Genomic DNA, 19,879 nt, shown 5'->3' on the forward strand with positions numbered 1-19,879 from the left:
TTACCGCAGTACAATGCGCTACCGTGACCTCCCTGGATAAGACCCCCGATCTACTCGATCAACTCCGCACCTTCGACATCTTTGACGAAGTGGACGACTCCGCCCTGCAGTGGCTCATCGATCGGTCGGATTACGTGATGTACCCCAAGGACAGCCTGATCTTCCGCAATCGCGAGCCCGTAGACCACATGCAGGTGATGCTCAAGGGGGGCTACGTGATCCGCCGCGAATCCGACGGGCGCAAGAAAGAGCTCGGCGTCTGGAAGGCCCCCTACGTGGCCGGTATCCTGCCCTTCAGCCGCATGAAGGAAACGCTCTCCGAGGGGGTTTGCATCGCCGATACTTACGTGCTGCTGCTCCACAAGGACTGCTTCGTCGAAATGGTCAATACCAGCTACGACCTTACGCAGGCACTCGTAGCCGTGATGACCAACCGCGTCCGCGACTTCCAGCAGATGCGCCTCATGGACGAAAAGCTGATGGCGCTGGGTAAGATGAGTGCCGGACTGGCCCACGAGCTCAACAACCCGGCCTCGGCCATGGTGCGCGGCAGCCAGGAACTGCACAAACACCTGGTACAAACTCCCGAGCGCTTTAAGTCGGTAATGACCATGCGCGTCACTCCGGAGTCCGTAGATGAGGTCAATGAGGTACTCTTCGACCGCATCGCGTACCGTCAGTCCGGCGAAGAGCTCAGCCTGATGGAGCGGGAGGAGCGCAGCGACGAGCTGATGGACTGGCTGGACGATCACGGCGTACAGGAATCCGACCGCATCGTAGATACCTTCGTCGATTACGGCTTCACGGAAGATCACCTGGAAGCTATCGCCGCGGCCATTCCCGCCGAAGCCGTCGAGCCGGTCCTCTGGTGGGTCGAGACCAATCTCACCACCGAAACCCTGGTCAACGAGATCCAGACCGCTAGCAGCCGTATTGCCGAGCTGGTCAAATCCATCAAGGTCTACAGCCACATGGACCAGGAGCCCAGCCTGGAGGCGGTGGACGTGCACGAGGGCATCAAGTCTACCGTGACCATGCTCTACCACGCGATGAAGAAGAAAAACATCACGGTATGCAAGGACCTGGCCAATGACCTACCCCCCGTCAAGGCGCTGGCCGGCGAGCTCAACCAGGTGTGGACCAACCTGATCTCTAACGCCATCGATGCGCTACCCGAGCAGGGTGGCGACCTCACGATCCGTACCTTTCAGGAGCGTGACTGCGTCTGCGTAGAGATCGAGGACAACGGTCCGGGCATCCCCGAAGACATCCAGACGCGCGTCTTCGAGCCCTTCTTCACCACCAAGGGCATCGGCGAAGGCACTGGCATGGGCCTGGATATCGTGCGCCGCGTCATCGACCACCACAACGGATCGGTCGCCGTAGAAAGCGAGCCGGGCCACACCGTGTTTCGCGTTTGTTTCCCCGTCCACTAGCCCCCGCACATCCGGCCGCATTTCTTTGCACCTGCGGCCCCGCCCCTAGCGTACCTACCCTATTCGCGACCCCTATCCTAGCCATAGCACCTACCCCACCCGACTACCCACTACCCAAGCACAGAACTACCCAACTACAGAACCACCTCCCATGGCTAAAGACCGCAAACCCATCATCCTGTCGGTCGACGACGACCAGCAGGTGCTCCGTAGCCTGAAGCGCGACCTGCGCAATCAGTACAAGGATGACTACCGCATCATCAGCACCGACAGCGCGCAGGAAGCCCTGGACGCCGTCAAGGAACTCAAGAAGAAGGGCGAAGTGATCGCCCTCTACCTCTCCGATCAGCGCATGCCGGAAATGCTGGGCGTAGACTTTCTGGAGAATGCCAAGCCGTTCTTCCCCAAGGCCAAGCGGGTGCTCCTCACTGCCTATAGCGATACCGATGCCGCCATCAAGGCGATCAATGAGGTACAACTCGACTACTACCTGATGAAGCCCTGGGACCCCCCGGAGGAGAAGCTGTACCCCGTACTCAATGAGCTGCTCGAGGACTGGAAGATGGCCTACCGCCCCGAGTTTCAGGGCATCCGCGTGGTGGGCTACCAGTACTCGCCTAAGTCGCACAACATCAAGGACTGGCTGGCCGCCAACCTGCTGCACTACCGCTGGGTCGACGCCCGCAGTCCGAAGGGCGAAGAGGTGATCGGACTGCACAACTGCGAGGTGAAGGAGCTGCCACTGGTCATCTTCGAGGACGGCAGCACCCTGGCCGACCCCGCCCTGGACCAGATCGCCGAGAAGCTAGGCATGAGCGCTACGGTGAGCGAAGAATTGTACGACGTGGTTATCATCGGCTCCGGTCCTTCGGGCATGGCCGCGGCGGTCTACGGCGGCAGCGAAGGCCTCAAGACACTGGTGATCGAAAAGCGGGCTCCGGGCGGACAGGCCGGCAGCAGCAGCCGCATCGAAAACTACCTGGGCTTTCCCAGCGGCCTATCCGGCTCGGAGCTGACGCGGCGGGCCATGGCGCAGACCCTCCGCTTCGGAGTGGACGTGGTGAGCCCCCGGGAGGTGACTGCCATTGAGATCCAGGACGACTACAAGATCCTCACCCTGGACGACGGCAGCACGGTCAAGACCAAAGCCGTGATCCTGACCACCGGCGTAGAGTACCGCAAGCTACCCGCCGAGGGGGCCGATACCTTCAATGGGGCGGGCGTCTACTACGGCGCGGCCATCACTGAAGCCAAGGCCTGCGAAAACCAGAACGTATTCATCGTGGGCGGCGGCAACAGTGCCGGGCAGGGCGCGGTGTACCTCTCCAAGTTTGCCCGCCACGTCACGATCATGGTCCGCAAGCCCGACCTGACGAGCAGCATGTCGAGCTACCTGATCGAGCAGATCGACAACATCGACAACATCAGCGTGGAGGGCTACCGCGAGGTGGTCAAGGTCTGCGGTGCGGACGACCACGTAGAGCGGCTGGTCCTCAAGAACATGGAGAACGACAGCACCTACGAGGTGGACGCTGACGCGCTGTTCATCTTCATCGGCGCCCGCCCCCGCACCGAGTGGCTGGAATCCGGACAGATTATGATCGACAAGCGCGGCTTCGTCATCACCGGCCGCGACCTGCTCGCCACCGAAGCCCGCAGCAAGGGCTGGCCCCTGGAGCGCAACCCCTACCTCCTGGAAACCTGCCAGCCCGGCATCTTCGCGGCCGGCGACGTACGCAGCGGTGCCATGAACCGCGTAGCCAGCGCCGTAGGCGAGGGGGCCATGGCGATCAAGTTCGTGCATGCTTATTTGGCGGAGCATTAGGGTAGGCCGCTGTCGCGGAAATAGACCGCTGTCGCGGAGTAGATCGCCTTCGGCTAAGTAGACCGCTTCGCGGGTAGACAGTCTACTCCGCGAAGCGGTCTACCCACGATAGTGGTCTACCTCCGCGACAGCGGTCTATCCCCGAAGGGTCTACTTCCCAGCAGCTTCATAAATAGCATAAGCGGCCAGGACCACCTTGAGTAGTAGGCTGATGAACTCGAGCCAGGGCTTTTTTTCGGCGAGTAGGCCGGTCTTTTTGGTGGGGGTGAGGGGGTAGGTGACGATGACGACGATGATGTCGCGCAGGCGGTCGCGTTCCGGGGGTTTTGGTAGTTTACCGGGCGCTTTGGTGGTGGGGGTGGTGCCGGCTGGGTCGGTGTTAGGTAGGGACATGAGATGAGATTGAGCTAGGTGATTCCCCGGGTGGCGCTACAAATTTAGGGGCTGAGACCCACATTAACAAACAATTTGTTTTAAATACAAGCACTTTGAACGCTGCAAAAGTTTCCTTTCCTAATGCCGCCGGCGTCCAGCTTTCGGCGCGCCTCGAGCTGCCCGTGGATCGCCACGCCCACGCCTTTGCGGTGTTCGCCCACTGTTTTACCTGTGGCTCCGGACTCACGGCCTCGCGCAACATCAGCCGCGAACTCAATATGGTCGGTATCGGCGTGCTGCGCTTCGACTTCACGGGCCTGGGGGATAGCGAAGGCGACTTCGTGGACACCACCTTTACGACCAATATCTCCGACCTGGTGGCCGCCGGGGAGTGGCTCGCGGAACACCACCTGCCCCCCGCCCTGCTGGTCGGGCACAGCCTGGGCGGTGCAGCAGTACTGTGCGCGGCCGGGCAGCTTCCTTCCGTGAAGGCGGTGGTGACCGTAGCCGCCCCCTTCGCGCCGGATCACGTCTCCCGGCACTTCGCCGAACAGCTCGATCAGATCGCCGCGGAGGGAGAGGCCACCGTGGATATCGGAGGCCGTCCCTTCCAGATCGCCAAGCAGTTTGTCGACGATCTGGGAACTCACCGGTTGCAGGACAACATCCGGGACCTCGACGCCAGTCTGCTCATCCTCCATTCTCCGCAGGATAGGACCGTTTCCATCGACGAGGCGGCCAAGCTCTACACCGCCGCCCGCCACCCGAAGAGCTTCGTCAGTCTGGACGGGGCCGACCACCTGCTGTCCAGCAACGAAGACAGTCACTACGTAGGGCAGGTGATCGCAGGCTGGTCTAGTCGCTACCTGCCGCAGCCGGAAGTCACTGCGCTGGAGAGCGACCATAAAGTAGCCGTCCGCCTGGGACAGGAGGGCTTCACGACGGAAGTCATGGTCCGACAGCATCACCTGACGGCCGACGAGCCGGTGAAGGTGGGCGGCAATGACTTCGGCCCCGGCCCCTACGAATTGGTCAGTGCCGGACTGGGCGCCTGCACCGCCATGACCATCCAGATGTACGCCCGCCGCAAGGGCTGGGTCGTGGAGGAAGTACAGGTGCACCTCAACCACAAGAAGGACTACGCCGCCGATATGCAGGCCTCGGATCAGCGGCCCACCAAGATCGATCACTTCGAGCGCGTCGTCGTTCTGAAGGGTGACCTTAGCGAGAAGCAGAAGGCCCGCCTGCTGCAGATCGCCGACCGCTGCCCGGTCCACCGCACCCTCCACGAGACCGTAACCGTGACGACCGTATTGGGATAACCGTGTCATCATGACGCAGATTAGCGTATCTTAGCCGTCAGACCACGATCTATGTACCACACCTTGCTACTGGCGTTCCTGACGCTGCTCACCGCTGACGTCTTCGCCGCCGATACGCTCCGCCATCACCTCAACCTCAATGCCGACTGGCAGTACCTCGCCGAGCCACTCACCGACGTAGCGGATCTCGGTGCGGCCACCGATTGGGAGCCGGTCACCCTGCCCCACACCTGGAACCAGTGGGACGCCGTAGACGATGCGGCCGGCTACCGCCGCGACGCCAGCTGGTACCGCAAGACCCTCCCCATCCGGGACTACGGCGATGCCCGCTACCTGCTCTACTTCGAGGGGTCCAATATCACCACCGAAGTGTACGTCAACGGCCAACGTGCTGGCGGACACGTCGGGGGCTACGTCGGCTTCCGGGTCGACATCACCGACTTCATCACCCCCGGCGCGGACAATACGCTCGCCATCCGGGTAGACAACGGCTACAATCCCGACGTCATCCCGTCTCAGAAGTCGGACTTTTTCATTTACGGCGGCATCACGCGCGACCTCTGGCTCGACGTGGTCCCCGCTACCTACCTCGTCCACACCCACGTCAGTACCCCCGAAGTCACCAAGGACCGGGCGCGCACGCAGGTGCAGGGGCGAATACAGACGGCCACCACCGTCCCCACGACCTACCGGGTCAAGGCCGCCGTCATCGATCCCGACGGAACGCAACTGAGCAAGATCCACCGCGACTTCACCAATGCAGGAGACAGTCTCGACTACCGCATCGACTTGCCCGAAGTGACCGCCCCCCGCCTCTGGTCACCGGCTAGTCCTGACCTATATACGCTGTTGGTAGAGGTGTACGAGGGTGACCGGCTCATCGACACTCACCGCGAGCGCTACGGCTACCGCTTCTACCGCTTCGAGCCCAATGGAGCCTTCTACCTCAACGGCGAACGGCTCCTCCTGCGTGGCACCCACCGCCACGAGGAGCACGCCGGACTGGGAGCGGCCATGCCCGACTCGCTGCACCGCCGCGATATGGAAATGATCCGTGAGATGGGTGGCAACTTCGTCCGCCTGGGCCACTACCCCCAGGACCCGGAGGTATACCGCGCCTGTGACTCACTGGGACTGATCGTCTGGGACGAGCTACCCTGGTGCCGCGGCGGCAAGGGCGGCCCCGCCTGGGAGGCCAACACCCAACGCCTGCTGGAGGAGCAGATCGTGCAGAACTACAACCACCCCAGCATCTTCTTCTGGTCGTTGGGCAACGAACTATACTGGCTGCCCGACTTCGAGGGTGGTGACGATACCGAGGGGCTCAATACTTTCCTACGTACCCTCAATCAGACCGCCAACCGGCTCGACCCCTACCGGTTCACGGCCATGCGCAAGTACTACGAGGGGGCCGGCATCACCGATGTGTTCTCCCCCTCCATCTGGTCGGGCTGGTACGCCGGGGTGTACAGCAACTACGCCAGGGCACTGGAGGATAGCCGGCAGAAGTACCCGCGCTTCCTGCACATGGAATACGGAGGCTCCAGCCATATAGGCCGCCACACCGAGAACCCCATCACGGGGGAGGGTTCCGTAGCCGAAGACGACTGGGCCGAGGCCGTCAGTCAGGTGGGCGTAACCAACATCGCCCAGACCGGCGACTGGACCGAGAACTACATCGTCGATCTGTTCGACTGGCACCTGCGGGTGTCCGAGACCACCGACTGGTTCGCAGGCAATGCTCAGTGGGCCTTTAAGGACTTCGGTACCCCGCTACGTCCCGAAAACCCTATCCCCTACCTCAACCAGAAGGGGCTGGTCGACCGCGCCGGCAATCTCAAGGATGCCTACTACGTCTTCAAGAGCTACTGGTCGGACGACCCCTTCGCCTGGATCGAGAGCCACACCTGGACCGAGCGCAGCGGACCGGAGGGCAAGGAGCGTGAAGTGTCCGTATTCAGCAACGGCGAGGAGGTAGAGTTTTTTCACAACGGCACCTCCCTCGGCCGCAAGACTAAGGACATCAACGCCTTTCCCGCCTCGGGCCTCCACTGGCCGGTCGACTTCACCGCCGGGGCCAATACCTTCGAAGCCGTCGCCTACCGGGCGGGCGCCGAAGTGGCCCGCGATACCCTGACCGTCAACTACACCTTCGACCGGGCCGGCACGGCCAGCCGCATCGTGCTCAGCCACCGTGCGCTAGCTAACGGCAACGTACTCGTCGAAGCCATCATGCAGGATAGCGAAGGCCGCCGCGTGCTGGACTACGAGGGTCGGGTCTACTTCGACCACAGCGGGCCTGGTAAGCTGCTGGTCGACTGGGGCCTGCCCACCCGCAGCCAGGTCATCGAGATGGCTAACGGCCGGGCCGCCATCGAGCTGGTACCGGCTGCGGGCCGTACCGTGATCGAGGCGCGGAACCAGGACTTCAAGGGCAGCTACCTCGTCATCGAAGCGGGGGATACCACTAAGCGCTAGCAAACCCAGGTCGAGGCGTTGCACGCCGAGTGACTGCTGATCACCCGCCTACACTCGGCGTACAACGCCTCGACCTTAATACACACTACTATGATCCATCCATTACGCGCCTGCTTGTTTTTCCTGTGCTTGTTTAGCCTCACCGCCTGCCAGCAATCCACCGCACCGGCGGACGCGCCCGTAGTGACGGCAGTGGACGATACGACGGACTACTTCGACCGGGACGAACTGCTGGAAACCGCCGAGGCCTACCTGGACGAAGCGCCCGTGCCCCTGACCGCCTCCGTGAGCGAGCGCAGTGCGGGCGGTCCGCGCGACTTCTACTCCGAAGGCGACTACTGGTGGCCCGATCCCGCGAACCCGGACGGCCCCTACATCCGACGCGACGGGGAGAGCAATCCGGAGAATTTCGTAGCCCACCGGCTAGCCATGGTAGACATGAGCAAGCAGGTAGCCACCCTGGTGGCCGCCTACAAGCTGACCGGCGAGGAGAAGTACGCGGACAAGGCGATGGAACACCTGCGCGCCTGGTTCGTAAGCGATGAGACGAGTATGATGCCCAACCTGCTGTACGCCCAGGCGATCAGCGGTCGGGTGACGGGTCGGGGCATCGGCATCATCGATACCATCCACTTGATCGAGGTGGCCAAGGCCATCGAAGTACTGCGGGCGCTAGGCTACCTGGACGGGCCGGAGGACGAAGCCCTGACCGGCTGGTTCGATCAGTACCTGACGTGGATGACGACCCACGAATACGGTCTGGCCGAGCGCGATAACGGCAACAACCACAGCACCTGGTGGGCCGCCCAGGTGGCCGCCTTCGCCAGTGTGGCCGGCCGGGAAGCCGAGCTGGGACTGGCCCGTGAAGCCTATAAGAACATGCTGACCGTACAGATGGACAGCACCGGCGGCTTCCCGCAGGAACTGGAGCGTACCAAGCCCTACATCTACACCCTGTTTAACCTGGAGGGCTTCGCGGTGCTGGCCGACTACGGCTCGCGGGACGGCGACCACAAGCTGTGGGACTACGAAAGCGCGGACGGCGACGGTAGTCTGCAGCGCGCCTTTGCCTTCATGGCCCCCTACCTGATGGACAAGGACGGCTGGCCCTACCCGCCCGATGTGGCCTACTACGACGAGGTGCCGATCCAGTCGCCCGGCATGCTGCTGGCGGCGCGGGCGTACGACGACGAGCAATTGCTGGACGCCTGGAAGGAGCTCGACCCGGAGCGGAAGTCCCAGGAGATCGAGCGCAACTTCCCGATCCGGCGCCCGTCACTGTGGGTGGAGTAAACGCAAACGGCCTACTTCCAGTGCTGGAAGCAGGCCGTTTTACTCGTAGCTAGTGTTCGACTAGTTCTGCGACTCGATGATCTCCAGGGCGATATCGGTGTGCTGCTTATCGGCCTGCTCGGCTTCCTTGCGGCAGGTTTCCATATTCTTGGAGGTCTGGGTGAGGCCGGCGCGCTTAGCGTAGGCATCCATGGTACCGAAGGCGGCGATCCAGTAGTGGAGGGCGAGCTGTCCGGTCTCGATGATGGCCAGGTCGCGCGAGTAGTCGTCCGTGTACTTCTTCACGACGTCGGTGCTCACGTCGTAGAGCGCCTCGATGATGCGGTTACCGGGCTCGGAGCTGCCGCCGGATTCTTTGAGGGCTTCGTCGACGCGCTTGCGCCACTGCTCGGCGGTCTTGTTGCCTGCTTCGAGGGCGGACTTCAGTTTCTGATTGCTCGCTGCGTTGTTGATCTCAGCGGTAGCTTTCTTGGCGATTTCGCCGCCGGCCTTCATGGAGGCGAGGCTTTCTTGGATCAGGTAGGTGAGTTGGTCGTTGGCCATGGGTCGGTTTGGTTGGGGGTTAAATGTGCTTGTACTACCCGAACCCGGGGGTTTTTGTTCCCACTTTTTGGTGGGTGGCTACGGTAGCTTGGCTTTTGTTTCCTCTCCCCCGGCCCCTTCGGAGTACTGTGAGGAGTAGAGGTATACGATGTCGATCTACTGATTAGCCTCCAGGTAGCCCAGTACGTAGGTGAGGGGGGCGTTCCAGTTGAGGCAGATCTCGTTGCTGGCGTAGCTCCCTTCTTCGTCCACCCAGCTCTGCATGGGGGCCAGACCGTCGGCGTAGCTGACGTACGCGCTGTCCTGCTGTTTGGCGTTGGGTCCGCCGGAGAGCAGGCCGGGTACCGGAGCGGCGATGCCGTCGGCGATGCTGGGTCGGTGGTGGATATTCATGGGCGAGCGGCTGCCGAAGCCGGTGAGGTAGCAGACCCCGTTCGGGTTGTTGCCGAATACGTAGTTGACGCAGTCTTGCATGGCGGTCAGGTAGGTGGGCTGTGGATCCTGCCGGTGGGCGGCGGCCAGGAGCATGGCGGCGTTGAGCACATCGGAGTTGCTGCCCCACTCGAAGTCCGTGATGGGCTGGCGGTACGGGTTCTGATCGATGCCCAGGACCAGGCTATCGGCCAGGGTGATGACCAGTCCCCGCAGCTCGTCGTGCAGTTCCTGCGGCACCCGGTCCGGAAAGCGCAGCAGGCTGAAGGCAGCCAGGTTGGCCATGTAGCCGGTCCAGCTCTCGCCGGCGTGGTAGCGGATGCGGGGCGGGCGGGCCTGCAGTTCATTGTAGTACGCCTGCTCACCGGTAGTGGCAAAGAGCTCGGCGGCGGCCCAGGCGCGCTCGTCGTCGGCATTGTCGTCGCCGTACTCTCCGGTGCTGACGTCGGCGGGGTTCCGGAACACGGCGGAGGGATGAGCGATACCCCAGTCGTAGGCCCGGCGGGCGGCGGCAAGGAGGCGGTCGGCGTAGGCGGCATCCAGGGGGCGGTACACGCGGGATGCCTGGGCGGTAGCGGCCGCGAAGTCAAAACTGGCGGTCGTGCTCTTACCCACAATGTAGCGCGGACTGGTAGCCGCAGCGGGCAGTACCATGCCCTCGAATTCCAGCGTGGTGAGTTTGTGAAACAGCCCGCCGTCGCTGTCCTGCATGGTCAGCATCCAGTCCAGCTCCGTGCGGAGTTCGTCCAGGTAGTCGCTCCGTCCGTTGCCGCTTTCGGGGATATTCAGGCTGCCGTCGGGCGCGGGGTCGCCCACATCCTCGTACAGACTCAGGTACTGCCCCAGTGGGAACGCTCCGTTGACGATATACTTATTGTAGTCGCCCGCATCGTACCAGCCGCCGGGGCAGCTCATGCTTCCCGCAGGCCGACCGCTAGACGGATGAAACCGCACGTCCGTATCGGGGTGCCCCGCCGCCCGGGCGTATTCCCCGGCATATCCTTCCGGCAGTGCTTCACCGGCCCGCTGGTAGTACAGTCCCCGCACCGAAGCGATGAACGGCTCCTGCAGCACCCGATCGGATACGTGCACAACGTCCGAATAGCCAGCCCCAGAGATATATATGCGGTAGTCGCCCACGGGCAGGGGGTCGCTGCGGGTGGGCTGGGCGAGTACGCCGGCCAGGGCGGTCCAGTCCTGCCGCCGACCCAGGTAGCCCTGGCGTACGATGCTGTCCCCGGCTACGTTGGTGATGTAATAGGTGGAGTCCGGCCGGTCGGTGGCCATCCTACCTTCCGCTACGTAGGTGAACTGCAGGTCCTGATCGGGATAGTAGCCCACCTGGTTGAACTGGATACCGGGAGTGGTCTTGCCGTCGAAGCCCGGCGGGCTATCCGCTTCCGACTCGCAGGACAGCAGGCAGAGCGTAAGGAATAAAAGTAGAAGAAGGGAGACACCGCGCACGGACATGAATTTGGGAGAAAGATACGGGCTGCCCCATGTGATCTGTCCGGGTCCGGACCACGCATCCCCCACCCCACCGTATCTTGGGTTTAAACCCCAGCGCCCCGCAATGCTGAGCATGAAGGAAAAAGAACTCATCGAGGGTGCCCTGCGCAACGACGAACGCTGTCAGCGGGCCCTCTTCGACCGCTACGCACCGCTCCTGATGGGCGTGTGCCAGCGCTACTGCCGTACCCAGGCCGAGGCCGAGGACGTGCTGCAGGACACCTTCGTGCGCCTGTTCGCCAAGCTGCCCAAGTACGGCTTCCAGGGCTCGTTCGCCGGCTGGGCCCGCCGGCTGTGCGTCAACGTAGCCCTCAAGACCTACCAGCGCAAGCGCTTCACGATGGAGCAGACCGGCCTGGACAATACCCCCGAGCGCGGCGGCGCGCCCACCGCCTACGCCGACCTGGGGGAACAAGAACTGCTGCAACTGATCCAGCAACTGCCCGACGGCTACCGCATCGTGTTCAACCTCTACGCTATCGAGGGCTACAGCCACAAGGAGATCGGCGAGCGGCTCGGCATCCAGGAGGCCAGCTCCCGCTCCCAGCTCCTCAAGGCCCGCAAGACCCTGCAACAACAAATCGCTCACCGCCAACGCATCGCTATATGAGTGACGTAGACCAACTGTTCCGCGACGGCCTCGGCGATCGCAAACCCGACGTACCGGCCGACCTCTGGCAGCGCATCGCCGCCAACAAGGCCAGCATCCCGGAAGGGGAAGCCCTCGACCAGGCCTTCGCCGGCGCACTAGGTGCCCGACAGGCCGCCGTACCCCCGAATATGTGGGCCCGCATCGCCGCCGCCCGCCGCACCACCCCGTACTACCGCTACGCCGCTGCCCTCCTACTACTCCTCGGCCTAACTACCGGCTACTTCGTATGGGATACGGCCCCTACACTCGATTCTTCCCCCCTTCCAGACGGGCGGGGCACGCAGGTGCAAAATGAAGTACCGGTCGCGCAGGCTGCATCTACGGAGCTGTCTACCTCCAACGATCGAGCGGATGCACCCCTTTCACCGCAGTCTTCTTCTGTTGATATCGGCACGGTACCCCCCGCCACGCCGCCGGCTAATACCGCAGCATTAGCTTCCTCAAGCGCTCCACCTATTGCACAGTCAGCTGCGGCAGCCGATGCACCCGTGCGGGCACCCCGCAGCGCGACCACCGCCCGGTCGGTCGCTACCCTACCCGCTGACTTCCTGCCCGTAGCCAATCTGCTTCCTGAGACCGGACCAGTGCTTGTCGCCTCCGAGGGAGGCTTTCGGGCCAGTGGTCGCCACCGCCTGCAGGGGGAGGTACTGCTGGGCGCGGCCTACGCCCATCAGCGCTTCGGACTACAGCGCCCGACTGCGCAGGAGCAGCGCACGCTGCGTGAGGTGAGCGAGTTTCCGGAAGTGAGCTACCAGCTCAGTGCCCGCCTGCGCTACCGACTGGGGGGTCCGTGGCGCATCCTCACCGGACTTACCTACGTCGAGTTGCGCAACCAGTTTGAGTACGAGGCGATGCTACAGGGTAGTCCCCGCCTGCTGCGCAGCAACAACCGCCTGCGCATGCTGGAAGTGCCCCTGCTGGCCAGCTACGAACTGCCCGGCCGGCGGCTGCGGCTCAGTGTGAATGCCGGTCCGGTAGTACACCTCAGCACCGGCGTCAGCGGCCAATTCCTACACCCCGACTCAGCACAGCCCCGCGACCTCGCCGCCGACGGGCAGTACCGCCGCTCCGTCGGGCTGGGCTGGACTACCTCCCTGACCACCACCTACACGGTGGGCAAGCAGCGGGGCATCCAACTGCTGCTGGAGCCCTTCTTCAAGCAGTACCTGGGTTCCTTTACCGCTCCCGAAGCCACCCTGGCGGAGCACTACTGGATGGGCGGTCTGCAGGTCGGACTGCGGAAGCAACTCAGGTAGGCCGCAAGCCGTACATTTAGCGCCATCTAACTGCCGCTCATGCCTGCTTCCGTCGCTACTCCCTCCTTTCCCGACTCCGACAAGACCGACTGGCTGGAACGGGCCACCAAGGAACTCAAGGGCCGCGACCTGGACCGACTGGATTGGGAGGTCAACGAGCGCATCCGCCTATCGGCCCACTATACCGCCGAAGACGTCACCCCCCTCCCCGCGCTGGATCGCTCCGCGGGCTGGACCATCGGGGCCTACGTCGACTCCGGCACGAATGACGCGATCAACGCCTCCGCCCTACGGGCACTGAACCAGGGCGCCGAAGGGCTGCTGTTTCGCCTGTTCCGGCAGCCCGGCGCGGCGGATATCGATGCGCTGCTGCACGACGTGCGGCTAGACTTCATCTCGCTGCACTGTGCGCTGCGCTATCCCGGTCAGGATCCGGCGGAGCTCTTCCGCGACCTGGTCGGTTACCTGCGGCGGGAGGGCTACGACCTGCGGCAGATCCGCGGCTCGGTAGACTTCGACCCCCTGCTCGACTGGAGCGAGCCGCCCTTCCCCCCGCTGATCCGCCTGCTGGGCTTCGTGAATCGCTGGATGCCCGACTTCCGGGTACTACAGGTCAATGCGGCCGGATTCAATAATGGTCCGGCCCTGGCAGACGCCGAGCTGGCCCTGGCCCTGGCCAAGGGGGCGGAGTACCTGCAGCAGCTGCGGGAGCGTGGGGCCGAGCCCGCGGTCGTCAATCAGCACCTGCAGTTCGCCTTTACGGTGGGCAGCTCCTACTACGTAGACATCGCCAAGTTGCGGGCCTTCCGCGTGCTGTGGGCGAATGTGCTACGGGGATTCGGGATCGAATCGGCCCCGCCGGTGGTGATCGCGGCGCACTCCGACGTAGCTACCCTTATGGCGGACCGAGACCAAAATCTGCTGCACCTGACCACCCAGGCGCTCTCGGCCGTCACCGGTGGGGCAGAACTGCTCTTCCTGGCACCACCCGAGGGGGACGATGCGCCGCCTACGCCGCTTGGCCACCGGCTGTCCATCAATATCCAGCACCTGCTGAAGCTGGAGGCCGGACTGGCGGACTACGCCGATCCCGCCGCCGGCAGCTACTACCTCGACACCCTCACCGCGCAGCTGGTCGATGCCGCCTGGGAGCGCTTTCGCACCATCGAGGCGCAGGGTGGTTTTGCGGAAGCCACCGATTTCTAGCCACCAAGACATTCTGATATGCCCTCTATTTCCGTAACCCCCTGGGGCAACAGCCCCGCCGGCCCCGTCGAGCGATTCACCCTGACCAACGACTCAGGCAATAGCATCAGCGTACTAAGCTACGGCGCGATCATCCAGTCGATCCGGATGGACGGACAGGAGATGATCCTGGGCTACGACGACTTGTCCGGCTACCTGGGGGAATACCCCTACTACGGCGCGCTGGTCGGCCGCTACGGCAACCGCATCGCCGGGGCCCGCTTCGCGCTGGACGGCACGACCTACGTGCTCGACGCCAACGAGAACGCCAATCAGCTCCACGGCGGCAGTGTGGGCTTTAACCGCCACCCGTGGCAGGTGGAGCAGACGACTACGGAGGATTCTGCTACGGTTATGTTGTCGCGGATCAGTCCGGATGGGGAGATGGGCTTTCCCGGCAACCTGCGGGTCAGCTGTAGCTACGCGTGGACGAACGATAACACGCTGCGCATCCACTATACCGCTACGACGGATAAGGACACCATCGTCAACCTGACCAATCATGCCTACTTCAGCATCGGGGGCGGTGGCAGGTCGGTGCTGGACCAGATGCTGCGGCTGGATGCGGACCGGTATACGCCGGTCGACGCGCAGCAGATCCCGACCGGACAGCTTACCGAGGTAGCTGGTACACCCTTTGACTTTCGCGTGGCGAAGGCTGTGGGTAAGGACATCGCATCGGATCACCCACAGATCGCGCGGGCCGGGGGCTACGATCATAACTGGGCGATCAACGGCTACGACGGGAGCCTGCGGGAGTTTGCGTTGCTGTCTGACCCAGTGTCGGGGCGCAGCCTACGCTGCTTTACTACGGAGCCGGGGGTACAGGTATTTACCACCAATTTTACGCCGGGTGAATTTACCGTACGCGACGGTGCACCAGTGCAGCCACACACCGGCATCTGTCTGGAGACACAGCATTTCCCCGATTCCCCGAATCAGGCTAACTTTCAGACTCCCCTGCTCAAAGTGGGCGACACCTACAACACTACTACGGTGTATCGCTTTGAGTAGCTAACACCCTCCGCGTATGACCCGCGACCTCAAACACGTCATCATTTACGGCGCCTTCGGCCTGCTGCTGGGTGCCAAGGTCGTCGAAGTGCTGCTGACCCGCACCGATACCAGCCTGCTCGACTGGTGGCTGCTGATCATCGGCGTAGTCGCGGCCGTCATTCACTACCTCCCCACTACCAAACCCACCGCCGCGGATGAGCCCGACGACACCCTGGTGCTCCGTGATCCTGCCCACCTTGAACGAAGCCGACCACCTGAGCGCGACGCTGCGGCGGCTGCATCAGCACCGGGAGCGGAGCGGACAGCAGACGGTAGCAGGGGCAGTAGCGGCGACGGATTCGTATGAGGTCATTGTCGTAGATGGAGGCAGCACGGACGGTACCCAGGACATCGCGCGCCGCCTAGGCGCCCGGCTTATCTCCTGCACCCGCGGCCGCGCCCGGCAGATGAACGAGGGGGCCCGCCACGCCCGGGGGCAGAGTCTGTACTTCCTCCACGCCGATAGTTTGCCGCCCGTCGACTGGCTACGGCAACTGCGGGAGCACGGTCCCCTACCCTGCTGCTTCCGCCTGCGCTTTGCGGGGCAGGAAGGGATGCCGCTGCTGCGCCTCTACGCCGCCTTTACGCGACTGGACGTGCAGGCCTTCCGCTTCGGCGACCAGTCGCTGTGGGTACGACGGGAGGACTTCGAGGCGATCGGTGGCTACGCCGCGGACTGGCGGTTGCTGGAGGACAACGAGCTGATCCGGCGACTGCGGCGTCACTGCGGAGGGTTCAGGATACTGGCGGGATCGGTGACGACCTCGCCGCGCAAGTACCTGCGATTCGGTTTTGTACGCACCCAGCTGGTGTACGTGCTGCTGTACACGCTGTACCGGCTGGGCGCATCGCAAGATGTACTGACTGCGGTCTACGCCCGGCTGCTGCGGACCTAGTCTTCTTCGAGCAGTTCCAGGAGTCCGCGCAGGGGGATGCTGGCCTGTCCGGGACGGTAATTGAGGTCGTAGCGGAGTTCCTGTAGTGCCTTTTCGATACGGAAGGTGTCGAGTAGTACTTCCAGGTCGGACTCGTCGGCGGGCAGTAGCCGGGTGCCGGTCGTCGCCTTGCGGTAAGCGGTGAGGTACTCGGCCGAGAGGTAGCGGCTGGCGGTGCGCAGCCAGTCGGCCAGAGCGCTCTTCGTGCTCTGCTTGAGGCCGGGGATATCCTCGTCGTAGACCATGCCGGCGGCGTAGCTGATGGAGCGCATCATATTGGCGATGTCCTTGGCGGGGCTGCGGCGCAGACGGCGCTGGCTGTAGCTGCGGTCGGGATCACCGTCGAAGTTGGCGATCAGCAGTTTTTCGTCGCTGAGGATGAGTTGCTCGAGCGTGAAATCACCGTGGATGCGGATCTTATCGGACTCGATCTTGTGGTGGTAGATGCGCTTGAGCTTCTCGTGCAGCACGTCTTCCTTGGCGATGAATGCTTCAGCCATGGTGGCGGTTTCGCCCTCCAGTCCGCCATTGACGCGTTTGATCAGGTCGATGGTGGCGCGCACGTCGCCCTTCAGTCCGGCGTACACGCTGCGCTGGTAGTGGATACTCAGGGCTTCGGGGAGGAAGCCGTTCTCGGTCACGTCGCTCAGCACCGTATGGTAGGCGGCCGTGGCGCGGCCCAGCTCGGCGAGCTTAATGACGAAGCTGGGGCCGAGAATATCCTGGATCACCTCCGGCATATCGCGGTATACGATCGAGTCGGTGACCTGGATGGCGTCGGGCTGGGCGTCGGCCGTACCGTTATTCTGTAGCCGGTTGATGATCTCTTCGGCGAAGCGGCGCAGGTTATTGAGCACGTACTCCCAGGCGCTGCCTTCGTTGTACTGCCGCTGTTCGAAGATGGCCAAGGTGGCGTTGAGCCCCTGGGAGGGGGTGAAGTGCAGGGTACCGAGCACGCTGGGGGCCGAGTTGTAGCCCCGGCGGTTGAGCATATGCTTGACCTCCAGATCGGGTACGTCGTGGGCGTCGACGCGACGGTAGAACTTGATGTTGTAGTCGCGGCTCTGCAGCATCATGTACTCGTTGCCGGAGTGGACCAGGTTGGCGTCCTGCTGTCCGGCGGTAGCCATGATCTCCTGGGCGAAGAAGCGGAAGTCCTTCATTTCGCCGTATTCCCGGAGTCCGCTGGGGAGCCCGCGGCGGTAATCCTCGTCGTACAGCGCATCGAGCAGCACCACGTGGCGGTCGTCCTGGGTGAGGATGGCCAGCACTTCCTCGCGGGCGGCGTAGTCGACGTCCTCGCGGAACTTGTGGAAGGCCAGCGGCAGCTGGACCAGTTCGGGCAGGCCCTCCAGGTAGGTGACCTCGAGCAGCAGCCAGCCGAAGTGGCGTTCGCCGGTGGCCTGCATGCGGTAATCGTAGATCTTGACCTGGTCGAGCTGCTTGGCGCGCGCGCCCATCCAGGAGACGGACCGCAGGTAATTGGGCAGCACGGTCTGCTCCAGGGCGCGCAGGTTGGACTTGCTGAAGAAGTCCTTGATCTCGGCGGTGCGCAGTGTGGGCCGGCCCAGTTCGCGGTTGTCGATCAGGGGGCCGCTGGCGGCTTCGATCTCGAGCCAGTAGTAGCCATGGCCGGAGAGCGTCACCTGGTAGAGGTCGCGCGTGATGTCGTTGAAGTAAGTACGGCCGAAGGCTTCCTGCACCTTGCTGCCGGCGTACTCGCTCAGATCGAGTAGTACGGCCTGGGGGTGGCGGCTCAGGTTCACGATCACTACGACCCGCTCCTCCTGGTATTCGCGCACGAAGGCCAGGATGCGGCCGTTGTCGGGCTTGAGCCAGGTGATGGTACCGCGGCCGAATACGTTGAAGGCCTTGCGCTTGGCGAGCAGTTTTTTGGTCCAGTTGAGCAGGCTGTTGGGGTTCTGCTGCTGGCGGCGCACGTTGACCCAGCGGTAGCTGTACTCGGTATCGCGGATGACGGGCAGGTAGAGTGAGTGGGGGTTAGCTTCCGAGAAACCGGCGTTCTCATTGTTGTTCCACTGCATGGGGGTGCGTACCCCGTCGCGGTCGCCGAGATAATAGTTGTCGCCCATCCCGATCTCATCGCCGTAGTACAGCACCGGCGTGCCCGGCAGACTCATCAGCAGCACGTTGAGCAGTTCGATCTTATTGCGGTCGTTGTCCATCAGCGGGGCCAGCCGGCGGCGGATGCCCAGGTTGATGCGCGCCGTGCGGTCGCTGGCGTAGACGTTGTACATGAAGTCGCGCTCCTCGTCGGTGACCATCTCGAGGGTCAGCTCGTCGTGGTTCCTCAGGAAGGTGGCCCACTGGCAGTTTTCGGGGATCTCGGGTGTCTGGTCGAAGATATCCGTGATGGGGTGGCGGTCTTCCATCTTGATGCTCATGTACATGCGGGGCATGAGCGGGAAGTGGTAATTCATGTGGCACTCGTCGCCGTCGCCGAAGTAGCTGGCACTCTCCTCGGGCCACATATTGGCCTCGGCCAGGAAGAGCACGTTGTCGTAATTGTCGTCGACGTGCTTGCGCAGTTTCTTGAGGAAGACGTGGGTCTCGGGCAGGTTCTCGCCGTTGGTGCCTTCGCGCTCGAAGAGGTAGGGAATGGCGTCGAGGCGGAAGCCGTCGATACCCATGCTCATCCAGTAGTCGAGCACCTTGAAGATCTCGCGCTGTACGTCCTCGCTGTCATAGTTGAGGTCGGGCTGGTGGTGGAAGAAGCGGTGCCAGTAGTACTGCTTGGCTACGGGATCCCAGGTCCAGTTGCTGGTCTCGGTATCGGTGAAGATGATGCGTACGTCGGGGTACTTCTCGTCGGTATCGCTCCAGACGTAGTAGTCGCGCTCCTTGCTGCCCTTGGGTGCGCGGCGGGCCCGCTGAAACCATTCGTGTTGGTCGGAGGTATGGTTGATGACCAGTTCGGTGATGACCTGCAGGTTGCGGGCGTGGGCGGCGTCGAGGAAGCGCTTGAAGTCTTCCAGATTCCCGTAGGGGGGGCTTACGTTGTAGTAGTCCGAGATATCGTAGCCGTCGTCGCGCAGGGGACTGGGGTAGAAGGGCAGCGTCCAGATGGCGGTCACGCCAAGCTCTTCCAGGTAGTCGAGTTTTTGCTCCAGGCCGGCGAAGTCGCCGATACCGTCGCCGTTCGCGTCGAAAAATCCTTTAATGTTTAGCTCATAGATAATGGCATCTTTATACCAAAGGGGCTCGCGGCGGTAGGGAGTGGTCATGCAGTTGGGATCTAGTACGTAGGGGGTGCGGGTGGGAAAACCGAAGGTAGGGCGTGATGTTGAGTTGGAGGGTGGGTCGCCTGCGGCTGGGTAGATCGCCTTCGGCTCGTTAGATCGCTGCGCTCGTTAGATCGCCTTCGGCTCATTAGATCGCTGCGCTCGTTAGATCGCCTTCGGCTCGGTAGATCCCTTCGGGGGGTAGACCGCTTTCAGCGGGTAGAGGGCTTCGCTCGTTAGGTGGGACAGTACGCAGCGGTCTCCGACTGCGGTTGTGGGA

At 63.0% G+C, this 19,879-nt stretch carries 15 protein-coding genes; 11 read left to right on the forward strand and 4 right to left on the reverse strand.

What is annotated here, in order from left to right:
• Positions 1-23 precede the first annotated feature (23 nt).
• Complete coding sequence (locus MJQ68_RS16440) at positions 24-1,436, forward strand: ATP-binding protein (RefSeq protein ID WP_238752251.1); 1,413 nt, start codon at positions 24-26, stop codon at positions 1,434-1,436.
• Between the two features lie 151 nt (positions 1,437-1,587).
• Positions 1,588-3,261 (forward strand): FAD-dependent oxidoreductase, encoded by a 1,674-nt coding sequence (locus MJQ68_RS16445; RefSeq protein ID WP_238752252.1) that lies wholly within the window; start codon positions 1,588-1,590, stop codon positions 3,259-3,261.
• Positions 3,262-3,411: 150 nt separating this feature from the next.
• Here the strand turns inward: MJQ68_RS16445 and MJQ68_RS16450 are convergent, their stop codons facing one another.
• Positions 3,412-3,654 carry a hypothetical protein gene (locus tag MJQ68_RS16450; RefSeq protein WP_238752253.1) on the reverse strand — a complete coding sequence of 81 codons (243 nt, stop codon included), beginning with the start codon at positions 3,652-3,654 and terminating at the stop codon, positions 3,412-3,414.
• A 95-nt stretch (positions 3,655-3,749) separates the two neighbouring features.
• Here MJQ68_RS16450 and MJQ68_RS16455 point away from each other — a divergent pair, with 95 nt between their 5' ends.
• The 3 genes from MJQ68_RS16455 (at position 3,750) to MJQ68_RS16465 (ending at position 8,729) form a co-directional block, all read left to right on the forward strand.
• The gene (locus MJQ68_RS16455) at positions 3,750-4,958 is read left to right on the forward strand and encodes a bifunctional alpha/beta hydrolase/OsmC family protein (RefSeq protein ID WP_238752254.1); all 1,209 of its coding nucleotides are present in this window, start codon (positions 3,750-3,752) and stop codon (positions 4,956-4,958) included.
• 51 nt (positions 4,959-5,009) lie between these two features.
• Positions 5,010-7,436, forward strand: coding sequence for a glycoside hydrolase family 2 protein (locus MJQ68_RS16460; protein WP_238752255.1), 2,427 nt, complete (start codon positions 5,010-5,012; stop codon positions 7,434-7,436).
• A gap of 90 nt (positions 7,437-7,526) precedes the next feature.
• A complete protein-coding gene (locus tag MJQ68_RS16465) occupies positions 7,527-8,729 on the forward strand; it encodes an alginate lyase family protein (protein WP_238752256.1) in 1,203 nt (400 codons plus the stop codon).
• 60 nt (positions 8,730-8,789) lie between these two features.
• On the opposite strand, the gene MJQ68_RS16470 is transcribed toward MJQ68_RS16465, so the two are convergent.
• Positions 8,790-9,272 carry a DUF892 family protein gene (locus MJQ68_RS16470; RefSeq protein ID WP_238752257.1) on the reverse strand — a complete coding sequence of 161 codons (483 nt, stop codon included), beginning with the start codon at positions 9,270-9,272 and terminating at the stop codon, positions 8,790-8,792.
• A gap of 156 nt (positions 9,273-9,428) precedes the next feature.
• Entirely contained in the window at positions 9,429-11,174 is a 1,746-nt protein-coding gene (locus tag MJQ68_RS16475) for a glycoside hydrolase family 9 protein (protein WP_238752258.1), read from the reverse strand.
• A gap of 112 nt (positions 11,175-11,286) precedes the next feature.
• Here MJQ68_RS16475 and MJQ68_RS16480 point away from each other — a divergent pair, with 112 nt between their 5' ends.
• The 6 genes from MJQ68_RS16480 to MJQ68_RS16505 are packed head-to-tail and all read left to right on the forward strand — an operon-like array spanning position 11,287 to position 16,318.
• Positions 11,287-11,823: an RNA polymerase sigma factor gene (locus MJQ68_RS16480; protein ID WP_238752259.1), complete on the forward strand. Its 537-nt coding sequence runs from the start codon at positions 11,287-11,289 to the stop codon at positions 11,821-11,823.
• Positions 11,820-13,121, forward strand: coding sequence for a hypothetical protein (locus tag MJQ68_RS16485; protein WP_238752260.1), 1,302 nt, complete (start codon positions 11,820-11,822; stop codon positions 13,119-13,121). The genes MJQ68_RS16480 and MJQ68_RS16485 overlap by 4 nt, the downstream gene beginning before the upstream one ends.
• Before the next feature lie 39 nt (positions 13,122-13,160).
• Entirely contained in the window at positions 13,161-14,327 is a 1,167-nt protein-coding gene (locus MJQ68_RS16490; RefSeq protein ID WP_238752261.1) for a methylmalonyl-CoA mutase family protein, read from the forward strand.
• Positions 14,328-14,345: 18 nt separating this feature from the next.
• Positions 14,346-15,380, forward strand: coding sequence for an aldose epimerase family protein (locus MJQ68_RS16495; RefSeq protein WP_238752262.1), 1,035 nt, complete (start codon positions 14,346-14,348; stop codon positions 15,378-15,380).
• A gap of 16 nt (positions 15,381-15,396) precedes the next feature.
• Entirely contained in the window at positions 15,397-15,729 is a 333-nt protein-coding gene (locus MJQ68_RS16500; RefSeq protein WP_238752263.1) for a hypothetical protein, read from the forward strand.
• A complete protein-coding gene (locus MJQ68_RS16505) occupies positions 15,611-16,318 on the forward strand; it encodes a TIGR04283 family arsenosugar biosynthesis glycosyltransferase (RefSeq protein WP_238752355.1) in 708 nt (235 codons plus the stop codon). The genes MJQ68_RS16500 and MJQ68_RS16505 overlap by 119 nt, the downstream gene beginning before the upstream one ends.
• Here the strand turns inward: MJQ68_RS16505 and treS are convergent.
• Entirely contained in the window at positions 16,315-19,602 is a 3,288-nt protein-coding gene (treS, locus tag MJQ68_RS16510) for a maltose alpha-D-glucosyltransferase (protein WP_238752264.1), read from the reverse strand. The two genes, MJQ68_RS16505 and treS, sit on opposite strands and share 4 nt — an antisense overlap.
• Positions 19,603-19,879 lie beyond the last annotated feature (277 nt).

This window comes from Neolewinella maritima (assembly GCF_923081025.1).
Classification (GTDB): domain Bacteria; phylum Bacteroidota; class Bacteroidia; order Chitinophagales; family Saprospiraceae; genus Neolewinella; species Neolewinella maritima.